General features: G+C 48.1%; 2 protein-coding genes. Both read left to right on the forward strand.

All coding sequences use genetic code 11. The annotated features are described in order from the left end of the window. Window positions 1-670: 670 nt before the first annotated feature. Window positions 671-14,434: a BNR-repeat neuraminidase N-terminal domain-containing protein gene (locus F0P94_RS06780; RefSeq protein ID WP_191906948.1), complete on the forward strand. Its 13,764-nt coding sequence runs from the start codon at window positions 671-673 to the stop codon at window positions 14,432-14,434. Window positions 14,435-14,640: 206 nt separating this feature from the next. Next, a complete protein-coding gene (gene glyA, locus F0P94_RS06785; protein ID WP_150903122.1) occupies window positions 14,641-15,912 on the forward strand; it encodes a serine hydroxymethyltransferase in 1,272 nt (423 codons plus the stop codon). The last annotated feature ends 2 nt before the right edge of the window (window positions 15,913-15,914 follow it).

Raw genomic sequence — 15,914 nt, forward strand, 5'->3', positions numbered from 1 at the left:
CGGTAACCAACCAACTATTACCGGACAAATAAAAAATAAAATACTCGGAAGTTTTAGATAAGTAAAGAAGGGAAGCATTGCTTCCCTTTTTTCTTTTAGGACCTAGTAGTAACCGATGACGCACACGGCGGAAGCACTTGCTGCACCTGTTTGGAGAAACACGGTTTTAAATATAATTTAAGTTTGATGCTTAACCCTCAAAAAAGGCATATTTACTAATTTTTAGAAATAATTTATAATTCATTGTATTGTATATTTAATATTAATTTTTAGCTTTGAGATTGTTATGGTGTGTTAAAAAACTTAAATCAAAAAGCGCATTAAAAACCGATAGCCTTCAGGTTCAGGCAAAAGAGAAAAAGCATGTATGGGGAATCTTCAGAAGATAGTCCATAGGTCGTAAAATCCGCTCTCACCAAGGTCTTCTCACCAGACTACTACCTAATCAAACACTTTTTAAAAGAATTCGAGCCTGAAAAATAGCTTGCAGGAATTCTATTGCCCAAACTGAAAATTATTTGTAGCTCATTTTAATTAAATTTTTATGCAAAAACGCTTACCCACTGAGAGATTAAGCAATTGCCGGCATTCGGAGCATCGCTCCGGGGGGCTATTGTCTCGGTCAAGACGGAAACCTTTTCAAAAGTGGCGATCATTGCTACTCTGGTTTATGGTTATGCTTCCGGCTACGGCCGCATTTTCGCAAACCACTGTAACCGTAGGTACAAGTACTACAACCCAACGGTATCCATTCGGGAGCTTTTTTGGGTATGAAAGAAGTGCCGCGTTGTATACGGCTGCTCAGATTGGGCAAACAGGTTCAATAACCCAATTAGCCTGGTATCCAACATCAGCTAAAGCAGCCTCTCCTGTAAAAATTTATTTAAAACAGACCACTGCAACTTCGCCTGCAGCAGATACCTGGGCAAATACTATAAATGGGGCAATTCTGGTTTATGATGGTAGCCCTGCGCTTACCGCTGGTAGCTGGAATACCATAGCCTTAACTAATTCCTTCGATTATTTCGGTGGAACAGAAAACCTGCTTGTATTGGTGGAAACTAACCATGGTGGTTCTGGTAACGGAGCGGGTAGTACTAATCCTGCAGTTCGGTATTCATCTGTAACTTCTACTCATCGTTATTGGCAAACAGATACGAATCCTCCTACCACAGAAACAGGTACCAGTACGAGTAACCGTCCGAATATCCAGGTAACGTTTGTGCCAATGGCCAACATGAGTTATGCTTCCTCAACGGCAACTCAGACAAACCTTACTCCGGTTCTGCCTAATACAGTTAACCAGCAGGTAATCGGGTTTCAGGTGGTAACCAGCGGAGGAGCAAACCCCTTGGCTTTAACGGATATCAACTTAAATACCACGGGGACAACCAATACTGCTGAAATCCAGAATGCTAAAATATTCTATACCGGCTCTTCCAGCACTTTTTCGACTACATCGCAATTTGGTGCAACGGTTGCGGCTCCTGCCGGAGCTTATGCAGTAACCGGTTCTCAGGCATTGAAAAGTGGTGCCAATTACTTCTGGTTAACGTACGATATTGCTGCCGGTGCTACGCCCGGCAATGCCATCGACGCCCAGATTACTTCATTAACCGTTGGGGGCACAGCGTATACGCCTTCCATCACCAATCCAGCAGGTGTCCGTACTATTATGGCGCCTCTTAATGGCAACTACACTATTAATAATACCCAGGCAACAGGCGGAAGAAATTACGCCTCCTTTGCCGACGCAATTTCTGACCTGAACATTCTGGGTATTTCCGGTAATGTTACCTTTAACGTTTCCACCGGGCAGACTTTCAACGAAAGCCCGCTCGTTTTAACAGCCACGGGCACCAACAGTAATGCAATTACCTTCCAGCGTTCAGGAGTAGGGGCAAACCCGAAGATCCAGGGAACGAACGGTGCCGGCTCTGCAGACTATATCTTAACCCTCAGCGGCAGCGATTACATTACCTTCGATGGAATTGATTTTGCCGATAATCCGGCCAATGCTACTGCGGCTACAAAAATGGAGCAGGCTATCAGACTGGCAGGTGCAGCAACCGATGGCTGTAAATACAACACCTTTAAGAACTGCGACATAGCCCTGGATAAAACTAACACGAATACTACCTATGGCATATACTTCTCCAGCGCTGCCACCAGTGCGGCCGGCTCTAACAGCAATAACGAGTTTTTAAACAACGCCGTGCATAATGCCTTGTACGGTTATTATGTTTATGGAAATTCAACTTATTTAGACGATGCTAACCGGATCGGCAACCAGAGTAGCGGGACCAGCAGCATCTACGATCTGGGAAATGGTACCAGTACCGGCTATGGCGTTTATTATGCCTACCAGACCAATTTCAAACTCCATAATACTGCTATTAATAATTTTTCTACCAGTGGTTCCTTGTATGGTATTAATAGCTTTGGAAGCGGAACTACGGCAGAGATATATAATAATACCATCTCGGCCCTTTCAACTTCCGGTACTTCCTACAGCCTTTACGGTATTTATATGAGCAGCGGCGGGGCTACCAGTATCTATTCCAATGCCATATCCAACCTGTCGGCTTCTTCTACCGGAACCTCCGTGTATGGAATTTATGTAGCGGTTACCGGTGCTAACATCTATGGAAATACCGTTGATGACCTCCGGCAGGATGGTGGAAGCAGCTCCAGTATTTACGGAATTAATTTTGCCGGTAGCGGTACGAATAATATTTATAATAATACTGTTTCCAATCTCCTGCACACTGCCGCCACTGGGGCGCCTTCCTTATATGGCCTTTATGTAAGCAGCGGAACCACCAATAATATCTACGGAAACAACATCAGCAATGTAAGCAGCGCTGCCGGTTCTACCGGACCTTCCGTATACGGTATGCAGGTTACCAGCGGAACTACCAATAATGTTTATAATAACACCATTCAGGAGATTATTTCAAGTTCTACGGGTTCCTCTTCTGCGTGGGGTGCGTTGTTTTCCGGCGGAACTACTAATAATATTTCCCGGAATAAGATCTACAACGTAGCTACTGCTACCACTGGCTCCGGCATTGCCTACGGATTAAGTGTTACCTCCGGCGTTGCCAACGTAAGCAACAATGCAATTTATGATATCCGGGCAAATGGCGCTACGGGTACTCCGGGGGTGCGTGCTGTAAATTTCAGCGGTGGTTCCAATCATAAACTCTACTATAATTCGGTTTACCTGAACGGGGTGTCTTCAATTGCCTCCCATCAGTCTGCTGCTGTGTATATTACAAACAGCGTAACTACGGTAGATATGCGGAACAACATGCTGGTAAACAATTATGATGTTGCTACCGGAACCCGGGCCGTGGCTGTTTATCGGAGTGCAGTGGATGTAACTAAGTTTGCAACTACGTCTAATAATAACCTGGTGTATGCTGGAGCTCCTTCAGTAAAAAACCTTTTATTCTATGATGGTACCAACGCGGCTCAGACCTTAGCCGATTACCGGCTCAGAATCGGCAGCCCGCGGGAAACGCTTGCCGTAACGGAAAACCCTCCTTTTGTTTCCGCTACTACGCCGTTTAACCTGAATCTTAAAACGAATGTTTCCACCCAGGCAGAATCCGGCGGGGAAGAAATTGCTTCTTTTGTCGATGACTACAGTGCTGTTAATTCGCGTACCGGTTACCCGAAAGCCGGGCAGGCCAACGGCGGAGGAACTTTGCCGGATATTGGCGCTTACGAGGGAGATTTCACTCCAAAAGATCTGACGCCTCCTACTATTACTTTTACGGCACTTGCAGGTACGCATCTGTTAACCAACCGTACCCTTACGGCCACCATTACCGATGTAAACGGGATAAATACAGGAGCAAATGGCCCGCGTCTCTATTATAGAAAGTCTGGCGAAGCTACTTACCAGGTGGCGGCAAACCCTACCGTAAACGGCGATAACTATACCTTTACAATAGATTATAGCCTGCTTACCGGCGGTGGTGTACAAGCATTGGATAGGATCGAGTATTACGTTGCGGCCGAAGATGCTAATAATAATGCTGCAACCAATCCGCTGGGCGGTTCCGGAGCCACGCCTCCGGGCACCACAGCCCCGGCAACGCCTGCTTCGTATATTATTCAGAAAATTTACAGCGGCAATTATTATGTAGGTACCAGTCGGGCTGTTGATTTTGCAACCATAACCGAAGCAGCTACCAAATTAAGCGAAGGTGCTATCGATGGCGATGTAACCCTGCAATTGATTGATGCCTCCTACTCTACCAATGAAACTTTCCCGATAGACCTTACAGAAACAGGTAAGCTTGATCCGGCATCTAAAATTATCCTAAAGCCTGAGAACGGTGTTGTGGCAACAATTTCAGGATCCAGCACTACAGCTATCTTTAAACTGAATAAGATCAGCAACTTTACCCTCGATGGTTCGAACAATGGCACCAGCACCCGTAACCTGACGATCCGGAATACTTCTACTGCCGCCAATACGGCCGTAATCCAGATCGTTAGTACCGGAACCGGAGCAGGAACCAATAACGCTACTTTAAAGAACCTGATTCTGGAAGCCGGAAGCAATACAATAAATACCACCTTTGGTATTCATGCCGGCGGAACTACAATCTCTACAAGCGGAACAGGTGCCGATAACGATTACCTGACCATTGAGAATAATAAGATAAGCAAAGCTGCTTATGGAATTTATGCGAGAGGTATTGCTGGTGGGGTCTTGAACAATCTGATTATTAAAAATAATGAAATTGGCGGTACGGCTGCAGCAGATTATATCGTTTACCGGGGCATCGACCTGCAACATGCAGCTTCTCCTTTGATAGAGACCAACGTTATTTCCGGGGTTTATGGCTACGCCGGTTCTTCGTTTAGTATAAGTGGTATTGAAATTGGATCTGGTGTTACAAGTGCTCTGATCAACCGAAATAAGGTGTATGATGTTGTTCAGCCTAGCACATCAGAATATGGCGCATATGGGATTAACATAGCAGATGGTACGGATCACCTGGTAGTAAACAATGTGATCTATGGCATGAATGTGTCTAATTACAGTGCAACATCTACTTCTTTTAATCCTTTTGGTATCAGGATTGGGGGTGGTACAGGTCATAAGATTTATTACAACAGTGTAAATCTATATGGTTCTACCCTAGCTACTAAGACGGTTGCCGGTTCGGCCCTGGTAGTTACTTCCACTTCTGTAACCGGATTGGATATTCGCAATAATATTTTTGCGAATACAATGTCGGTAACCGGAACTGCTGGTTATCAATTCGCTGTGTGGTTCCCTGCTTCCTATAACTTTGCCAATGCAACCCTGAATCATAACTCCTACTACGTTACCAGCGATGCCAATCACTTTGTAGGTAAGATCGGTACAACCGCTGCTTCCGGTAATTATACTGACGTACTCGCCTGGCGTGTTGTTTCCCAGGCTAGCAATGCGGGCAACGATGTAGCCTCTCCGGCAGTTAGCGGCACGGCGCCATTTACCTCCGATACCGATCTTTCTATTCCAAACGGTACGGTTACCTCTCTGGAATCCGGTGGGGCTACTGTTACGGATATAAATAAAGATTTTAATGATGTTACCCGTCCGGCCGGAACCGGAACGGCGCCGGATATCGGGGCCTATGAATTTGAAGGGTCAACGAATGATCTGGTTTCTCCGGCTATTGCCAATATTTCGGTAACCCCTGCAGGAAACCAGTGTGAACCAGTTTCCAGAACTATCACCGCTGAGGTGAGCGATAATGTTGCGGTAGCTTCGGTTAAATTGAAATACTCTTTTGCCGGCGTACCTCAAACGGATATTACCATGACGCGCAGCTCGGGCAACGCGGCCAGCGGTACTTATACTGCTACCCTTCCGGTGGCTCCTTCCCGCAATGTTTTGGTGAGCTACAGCATTGAAGCTTCCGATGCTAAACCAAATACAGCTTCTTCAACTGCTGTTACTTATACGGATGGCCAGTTATCGATTAATGCCGGTGCCGACCAAGCGGTAAATCAGGGTTCTCCGGTTACTTTAACGGCTACTTCATCTAATTTCCCGTCAAGCTTAAAAATTACGGAAGTAATTCAGAACAAGAGCGGCACCGGAGTGGGTACTATTCCTGCTTATGCTTCAGCTGGAGCAGACTTCCTGGAAATCACGAACTTAGGGAATACTACGGCTGACCTGACAGGCATGACCCTGACAGTTGTGGGATCTGGAGCACGTAATTATACCTTCGGAACAGTTACACCGGTAACCTTAGGCGCCGGCCAGGTGCTGGTGCTGCACATTGGTGCCGGTACAGACAATGCTGCTAATAACTACTATAATACCGGCGGCACGAATGATGGTATTCTTTCTACTGATCCAAGCGGCTATGTTTTAAAAACTTCCGGTGGTGTAGTGTTGGATGCGGTAGCTACGAACGGCTATACATTCCTAGCTGCATCTGGCGTAACTGCTTCCGACTGGAGCGGCAACATTGCTACCAGCTCTGCCGGCGTTAGAAGAACCAATGCAGCAGACACTAACGATGCCTCTGACTGGACCATTTCTGCCAACTCTACGCTTGATCTGGGAGTTGCCAATGCTGGTCTGAACACGATCAATACGGTTGCCAATGTTACCTGGACATCTGTTCCGGTTACTTCTACCCAAACGGGCAGAGAAGTTACTTATAACGGTCTGGCAACAGGCACCTATACCTTCACGGCTACTTACAACGATGGTACCTGTACTACTACCGATGAAGTGGTAGTGGAAGTGGTTCCGCCGGTAGCACCGGTGGCTGGTTTCACGGCCACTCCTACCATGGTAGCTGCCAATACTACCGTTGCTTTCACCGATACATCCACCAACCTGCCAGCCAGCTGGAACTGGGTTTTCTCGCCTAATACTGTAACGTTTGTAGGCGGCACCACAGCTGCTTCCCAGCATCCGGAAGTTCGTTTTAATGCCGAAGGTAAATACACGGTAACTTTAACTGTAACGAACCCGGGCGGCAACGACGATGAAGTGAAAACGGACTACATAGTAGTAGACGGTACGGCTCCGGTAATCAGCAGTGTTACTGCTTCTCCGGCCGGGGTACAGTGTACGCCAACGGCCCGCACCATTACCGCTACTGTAACCGATGCTTATGCGGGAGTGAATACGGTAACGCTGAAGTACTCTATTGCCGGAGTAGCGCAGTCGGATGTGGTAATGAACCGCACTTCAGGCGATAACCTGAACGGTACTTACCAGGCCACGCTGCCGGCAGCCGGAGCAAACAACGTGAAAGTTGATTACCACATAGTGGCAACAGACAACAAACCGAACACGGCTACTGGTACTACCTCCAGCTTTACCGATGCGTATCCGCTTGCAGTAAATGCAGGAGCCGATCAGACCATTAACTTAGGTTCTCCGGTTACTTTAACCGCTACTTCGCCTAACTTCCCGTCAGGTCTAAAAATCACGGAAGTAATGCAGTATAGTTTAGGCACCGGAGCGGGTACAATCCCAGCGTATGCTTCAGCCGGAGCAGACTTCCTGGAGATCACCAATTTGAGTACTTCCACCGCTGACCTGACAGGCATGACCCTGACTGTTGTAGGAGTTGGAGCACGTAATTATACCTTCGGAGCAATAACTCCGGTAACCTTAGGTGCCGGACAGGTGCTGGTGCTGCACATTGGTACCGGAACGGATGATGCTGCCAATAACTACTACAACACTGGTGGAACCAGAGATGCAATATCCTCTACATCTTTAACCGGTTATATCCTGAAGAAAGCTTCCGGCGAAATAGTAGATGCAGTAGCTACGAATGGTTATACATTCCTGGCTGCATCAGGAGTAACTTCTTCCGACTGGAGCGACAACATTGCTACCAGCTCTGGCGGGGTTAGAAGAACCAATGCAGCAGACACTAACGATGCTTCTGACTGGACCATTTCCACCAACTCCACGCTTGATCTGGGAGTTGCCAATGCTGGTCTGAACACGATCAATACGGTTGTTGACATAACCTGGACATCTGTTCCAGTTACCTCTACCCAGACGGGTGCGGAAGTTACTTACAACGGTCTGGCAACAGGCACCTATACCTTCACGGCTACTTACAACGATGGTACCTGTACTACTACCGATGAAGTGGTAGTGGAAGTGGTTCCGCCGGTAGCACCGGTGGCTGGTTTCACGGCCACTCCTACCATGGTAGCTGCCAATACTACCGTTGCTTTCACCGATACATCCACCAACCTGCCAGCCAGCTGGAACTGGGTTTTCTCGCCTAATACTGTAACGTTTGTAGGCGGCACCACAGCTGCTTCCCAGCATCCGGAAGTTCGTTTTAATGCCGAAGGTAAATACACGGTAACTTTAACTGTAACGAACCCGGGCGGCAACGACGATGAAGTGAAAACGGACTACATAGTAGTAGACGGTACGGCTCCGGTAATCAGCAGTGTTACTGCTTCTCCGGCCGGGGTACAGTGTACGCCAACGGCCCGCACCATTACCGCTACTGTAACCGATGCTTATGCGGGAGTGAATACGGTAACGCTGAAGTACTCTATTGCCGGAGTAGCGCAGTCGGATGTGGTAATGAACCGCACTTCAGGCGATAACCTGAACGGTACTTACCAGGCCACGCTGCCGGCAGCCGGAGCAAACAACGTGAAAGTTGATTACCACATAGTGGCAACAGACAACAAACCGAACACGGCTACTGGTACTACCTCCAGCTTTACCGATGCGTATCCGCTTGCAGTAAATGCAGGAGCCGATCAGACCATTAACTTAGGCTCGCCGGTTACTTTAACCGCTACTTCACCTAACATGATCCCAGGCTTAAGAATTACGGAAGTTATTCAGAACAAGAGCGGCACCGGAGTGGGTACTATTCCTGCTTATGCTTCAGCCGGTTCGGACTTCCTGGAGATCACGAACTTAGGGACTACTACGGCTGACCTGACAGGCATGACCCTGACAGTTGTGGGATCTGGAGCACGTAATTATACCTTCGGAACAGTTACACCGGTAACCTTAGGCGCCGGCCAGGTGCTGGTGCTGCACATTGGTGCCGGTACAGACAATGCTGCTAATAACTACTATAATACCGGCGGCACGAATGATGGTATTCTTTCTACTGATCCAAGCGGCTATGTTTTAAAAACTTCCGGTGGTGTAGTGTTGGATGCGGTAGCCACGAACGGCTATACATTCCTTGCTGCTTCGGGTGTAACTGCTTCCGACTGGAGCGGCAACATTGCCACCAGTACTGCCGGCGTTAGAAGAACCAATGCCACAGACACCAACGTTGCTACGGACTGGGCCATTTCTGCCAACTCGACGCTTGACTTAGGAGTTTCTAATGCAGGTCTGAACACGATCAATACGGTTGCCAACGTTACCTGGGCATCTGTTCCGGTTACTTCTACCCAGACGGGCAGAGAAGTTACTTACAACGGTTTAGCAGTGGGTACTTATACCTTCACCGCTTCTTACAACGATGGCACCTGTACTACTACCGATGAAGTGGTAGTGGAAGTAGTGCCGCCGGTAGCACCAGTGGCAGCCTTTACAGCTTCAGCCACAACTGTTACAAACCTGCAAACGGTGACATTTACCGATCAGTCTACGAACGTGCCGGATACCTGGAATTGGGTTTTCTCGCCAAATACGGTAACGTTTGTTGGTGGTACTTCTGCAACTTCACAGCATCCGCAGGTGAAGTTCAATATGGCCGGCTCTTATACGGTTACTTTAACGGCTTCGAATCCTGGAGGTACGGATGATGAAGAGAAAGTTGGTTATATTAATGTGTCGCTGGATTACTGCACTCCGTTGTACGGTACCGGCACAGGCTCCGGGGACTTTATAAACGGGGTTGAATTAGGTACTATTAATAACCAAAACTCAGGTGCGGCTTCCGGACCAGTCTACAACAATTATACTGCTCAAAGCACAGATTTGAATATGCTTAACCAGTATACCCTGAAAGTGACGAATGGAAATGCGGGTTCCGGTGTTGTTGCAGCATGGATTGACTATAACCAGAACGGTGTCTTCGAAGGTACTGAAAAGCTGGGCGAAGTAACTGGCCTGGCTGCAGGAGCCCTTGCTTCTATAAACTTTACGGTTCCGCTTACTGCTTTAAATGGCAGTACCCGGATAAGAGTTCGGGAAGTTTGGAGCAACACGAACATTGATCCATGTAACCTATATACTTACGGTGAAACCGAAGATTATACGGTGAATATTCTGAACCCGATCCCGATGACTTATGTAAGCAGCGTGGTGAAACAGCCGCACGGTGGTGTGGTGGGTATTGGAACTTCCGGCCGCCAGATGATCGATATCGAGGTGGTAACTTCCGGAATTCATCCGGTAAGCCAGATCAGCAGCTTCACTTTAAATACCAATGGTTCTGATAATGCCGCTACCGATATTGCTGCCGCTCATTTATATACTACCGCAACCGCTACTTTCAATGCAGCTACAGCTACCCTGGTAGGAACGGCAACCAATCCGAACGGTTCGTTTACCATTACGCCTGCCACGCCGGTTGATCTGGTTACCGGAACTAACTACTTCTGGCTGACTTACGATCTGGCAACCACCGGTGTACCGGGTAATAAAATAGATGCAGAAGTAACGCATATAACCATCGATGGCGTTGACAGAGTACCTACGGATAATGCACCAGCCGGCTTCCGTCAGCTGGAAGGCGCGCTGGCTGGTCCATATGAGGTAGGTACAGGCTTTACCGTGCCTGGCTTTGCTACCCTGGAAGAAGCGGTGACTGCTTTGAATACCCGGGGAGTTTCTGCCGCAGTAGATTTCAACCTGATTAATACTTCCTACACCGTTACTAATCCACTGGTGATTAACCGGATTCCGGGCAGCAGCAGTAATAACGTTGTTACCTTTAAACCGGCACCGGCTACCGTAGTTAGCATTACCAACTCGGGTACCGGCCGTTTATTCGATCTTTCGGAAGCGGACTATGTAACCTTCGATGGTTCGAATAACGGTACAACCAGCCGCAACCTGACCCTTACAACGGCTGCTACCGCTAACCCGGTTATTGCCTTCAGTAATGATGCAACCAATAATATTGTGAAAAACTGTATTGTAGAAAGCGCCAACACTGGTACCAGCAGCGGTGCAATTCTGATTGGAACTGCAGCAACCGGTGCTACCGGTAACGATAATATTACCCTTCAGAACAATACTATCCGAAACAGAACAGGAGCCAACTATGCCAATGCCATTTACGCATCCGGTACAGCTACTATTGCCAACAGTGCAATAACTATTGCCGGTAACGAGATCGCAAACTTTACGGCAAACGGGGTTTCAGTAACCAGCACCGGAAACGGCGATACCTGGAGCATTACCGGTAATAAATTCTATAATAACCTGACGCCAAATACCTCTCAAACGGCCATTAACTTTGTGCCGGGCACAACTGCGAACGGCAACGTTATTTCCGATAACGCAATTGGCGGCCAAAGCGCTAATGCCGGCGGCAGCCCGTGGTTAAACAGTGGAGCGGTTGCATTCAGAGGTATTACTATTAATGCAGGTACCGTGGCTGGAACGTCGGTTCAGAACAACGTAATTAGCAATATCAGAATGAGCAGCACCAGTTCTTCTTCTTTTATTGGTATAAACGTAACTGCCGGAAAAGTTTCTGTTGGCGAGTTAACGGCTAACCAGATCGGTAGCGCAACTGCAAACAGCATTACGCTGAATGGTACTAGTACATCAAGCGGTATTACCGTTGCCTCTACCGAACCTGCTGTTATCAAGAATAACCTGGTTCGTAATTTCAGCCTTACTTCGTCCGGTGCCTTTACTGGTATTGGCACGAGCGGTTCGGGTTCCGGTACAATTGAAAGCAATACCGTTTCCCAGATCGCTTCTACCAGTACTTCTACTGTTGCAGGTATCAGCAACGGCTTCTCGGGGGCAACTACCATCGAAGCAAACCAGATCGTTAACTTAGCAAAAACCGGAGCAAACGGTGGTGTAATGAAAGGTATTGTTCATACCGGTTCAAGTGCCGCTAACCAGGTGCTGATCAGGAACAACACGGTTAATGCTTTGACTACTACTTCTACAGCTACTGGTACTACCACCACTGCTTCCTTGGTAGGTATTTCGATGGAAAGTTCAGGTACTGCTTTGGTTATTGAAGGTAATTCCCTGAATGAATTGTGGAATACCGGTACAAGTGGAAGTACAAGTGTTTACGGTATTCTAAACAATGGCAGCGGCAGCAACCTGACCATTAAACGTAACCGGATCTTTGACCTGAGAAACGCTTCAACAAGCGGCACTCCAATTATTTATGGTATCTACTATAATTTTGGTATTTCAACCATTGAAACGAATATGATCTCGATCACCAATGGCGCTAATACCAATGCGGTTCAGATCAGAGGATACTTTGAGAATTCCGGAGCGCTTGTTTCTAATGTGTATTACAATACCATATACGTTGGAGGAACTTCAACGGCAGGATCGTTAACTTCAGCAGCCTATTACAGAGGACAGAACACTACGCTTACAGCGAAGAACAACATCTTCTATAATGCCCGTACAGGTGGAACCGGTGTTCATACAGCTATTACAAATACTGTAACCACTAACTGGACTGCTGCAAATGTGGACAACAACCTGATGTATGCTGCTAACCCAACTACGGTAGGTCAGTGGGGTGGTACAGCAGCTACAAACAATCGTACATTGGCCACCTGGAAGACCTCCAGCGCCGCCGATGCCAACTCCTTCTATTCTCCGGTAGTATTTGTGAACACTACTAACGACCTGCGCTTAGCTACGAACGACAACTGTAACCTGGATGGACGCGGAACGGCTATTGCTACGATTGATAAAGACATCAATAATGCAAACCGCCCTACTACGCAAGGTTCTACCCTGGCTACCCGTCCGGATGTTGGTTTCAGCGAGTTTACTCCGGATGCTGCTTTAGCAGGTACCTGGACCGGATCTGAATCTGCCGTTTGGGGAACTGGTCTGAACTGGTGCCGTGAAAGCTTGCCTACGGCTACCTCCAACATTGTAGTTCCACAGTATGTGTCGAACTATCCGAATGTAACTACCGGCACGGCCCAGGTAAATAACCTGACCGTAAGCACAGGCGCTACCATGACGGTAAGCGGCGGTACCCTGGAAGTAAATGGCAACCTGACCAATAACGGAACCTTCAGCCATAGCAACGGTTGGGTAGAATTCAAAGGCGGTGCCGCTCAGGTAATTCCTGGCGTAACCTTCGCCAATCTGCGGATCAATGGCTCGGGTACCAAGTCGCTGGGTGACAATGTAACGGTAAATAATGCGCTGGATATGGCTTCAGGCATTCTGTATACTACCAGCTACAAAGTTACTTTAAGCCCTGCTGCTACTATAGCTGAAACTGGTACAAGCCACGTAATCGGGGTAGTACAAAGCTCCGCTGATATGAACGCGGCCGGTGCCTTCACCTTCGGTGGCTTGGGAATTAAGCTGGAGCCGCAGGCCGGATCTGCTAATTTCCCTGGCGTAACAAACGTGATCCGTCATACCGGTATAACTGTTTCCGGTCCGAATGGCTCGAAGAGTATTTCCCGGATCTACGATATTGTTCCGGTTGATGCCGCTAAAAATGCGAACCTGAACGTGAAGATGACCATGGATTACATGATGCACGAATTAGGCACTATTCAGGAAGAAAACCTGGTGATGTTTAAATCGAAAACCATGAACGGCCCTTGGGAGCCAAAAGGTTACCTGACCCGCGACAACGTTACCAAGCAGCTTTCCATCAATGGTATCACGGACTTCTCGTTCTGGACCATGGGCGATGCTACCAATCCGCTTCCGGTTGAGCTGATCTCGTTCACAGCCGTGAAGAAAGGAAACAATGCGCTGCTGAACTGGGCAACTGCCATGGAGAAAAACAACCAGGGCTTTGAAGTTCAGGTTTCTGAAGATGGCCGCGAGTTCCGCGCACTTGGTTTCGTGGAAGGCAAGGGTGGCAACAGCATGCAGCAGTACAGCTTCACCGATACCGAAGAAGGTAAATTCGGGACCCGGTACTACCGTCTGAAGCAGCTTGACCTGGATGGCACCGCAGCTTACTATGGACCAAGAGCAGTTCAGTTCGAAACCCTGAAACTGACGGTAAGCGCTCATCCGAACCCATTTGTTGGCGAAGTGAACCTGACTATCCAGTCTGCTAAAGCCGAAGTCGCTACGGTAAGCATTACCGATATGGCCGGTAAAACGGTATACCAGAAACAGGTAAAAGTAGCCAAAGGACTGAATACGGTAAAAGTGGAACTGAATAACAACCACGCAACCGGCATTTACCTGATGACTACCCAGATGGGCAGCGAAAGACTGCATACCAAACTGATCAAACAATAATTAACGGTATCGTTTAGACCAGAAAAAGGGGAAGCAATGCTTCCCCTTTTTTGTTTTGTAAATGATCCTGGTTCAATAAACCCGCCCGGCAAAAGATCAGATTCGTTCCACGTGAAGCCGGAACGCTATTCCGGAGGGGGTAAAAAGTAGGTTAGCAAATTCCGCAACTTTCCCGTAATTTTGGGAAAATTGTGTACCCACAGATCATGCAAAAAGATACCGCCATATTCGATTTAATTCAGAAAGAAAAAGAGCGCCAGATGCACGGCCTCGAACTTATTGCTTCCGAGAACTTCGTTTCCGACCAGGTTATGCAGGCCCAGGGCAGCATTATGACGAATAAATACGCCGAAGGCCTGCCCGGAAAGCGTTATTATGGCGGTTGCGAGATCGTGGACCAGTCGGAGCAGTTGGCTATTGACCGGGCAAAAGAACTTTTCGGCGCCGCATGGGCCAACGTGCAGCCGCACTCCGGGGCACAGGCCAACGCCGCTGTTATGCTGGGCGTGCTGAATCCGGGCGATAAGATCCTGGGTTTCGACCTGTCGCACGGCGGGCATTTAACGCACGGTTCTCCGGTAAACTACTCCGGTAAATTATACCAGCCGAGCTTTTACGGCGTGGAAGAAGAAACCGGCCTGATCGACTGGGAAAAAATTGCCGAAACAGCTGAACGCGAAAAACCAAAACTGATCATCTGCGGCGCTTCGGCTTATTCAAGAGACTGGAACTACAAAGCCCTGCGCGAGGCCGCCGATCAGGTTGGCGCGCTGCTGATGGCCGATATTTCGCACCCGGCGGGTTTAATTGCCAAAGGCATGCTGAACAACCCGTTCGACCATTGTCATATTGTAACCACTACCACGCACAAAACCCTGCGCGGGCCCCGCGGCGGCATGATCATGATGCCGAAAGATTTCGAGAACCCGTACGGCTTCAAAACCCCGAAAGGCGAACTGAAAATGATGTCGGCGGTGTTGGATGGCGCTGTTTTCCCGGGTTCTCAGGGCGGTCCGCTGGAGCACGTAATCGCGGCCAAAGCCGTAGCGTTCTTCGAAGCACTTACGCCGGAATACAAAACCTACATCGAGCAGGTGCAGAAAAACGCCCAGGTTATGGCCAAAGCATTTGTAGAGAAAGGCTATAAGATCATTTCCGGCGGCACCGATAACCATTTAATGCTGATCGACCTGCGTTCGAAAGGAATTACCGGTAAAGTTGCCGAAAATACGCTCGTAAAAGCCGACATCACCATCAATAAAAACATGGTACCGTTCGACGATAAATCGCCATTCGTGACTTCCGGTATGCGCGTGGGTACGGCTGCGTTAACAACCCGCGGTTTGAAAGAGGCTGATATGGAACGCATTGTAGGCCTGATCGACGAAGTATTGACCAATGTGGACAACGAAGCCAAAATTTCGGCCGTGAAACAGGAGATCAATACTTGGATGGAACAATATCCGTTATTCAGCTAAAA

Source organism: Adhaeribacter soli, from assembly GCF_008727925.1.
GTDB lineage: Bacteria > Bacteroidota > Bacteroidia > Cytophagales > Hymenobacteraceae > Adhaeribacter_A > Adhaeribacter_A soli.

Coding starts and splice junctions, on each gene's coding strand:
- F0P94_RS06780 (WP_191906948.1), top strand. CDS start 671: ATGGTTATGCTTCCGGCTACGGCCGCATTTTCGCAAACCACTGTAACC.
- glyA (WP_150903122.1), top strand. CDS start 14,641: ATGCAAAAAGATACCGCCATATTCGATTTAATTCAGAAAGAAAAAGAG.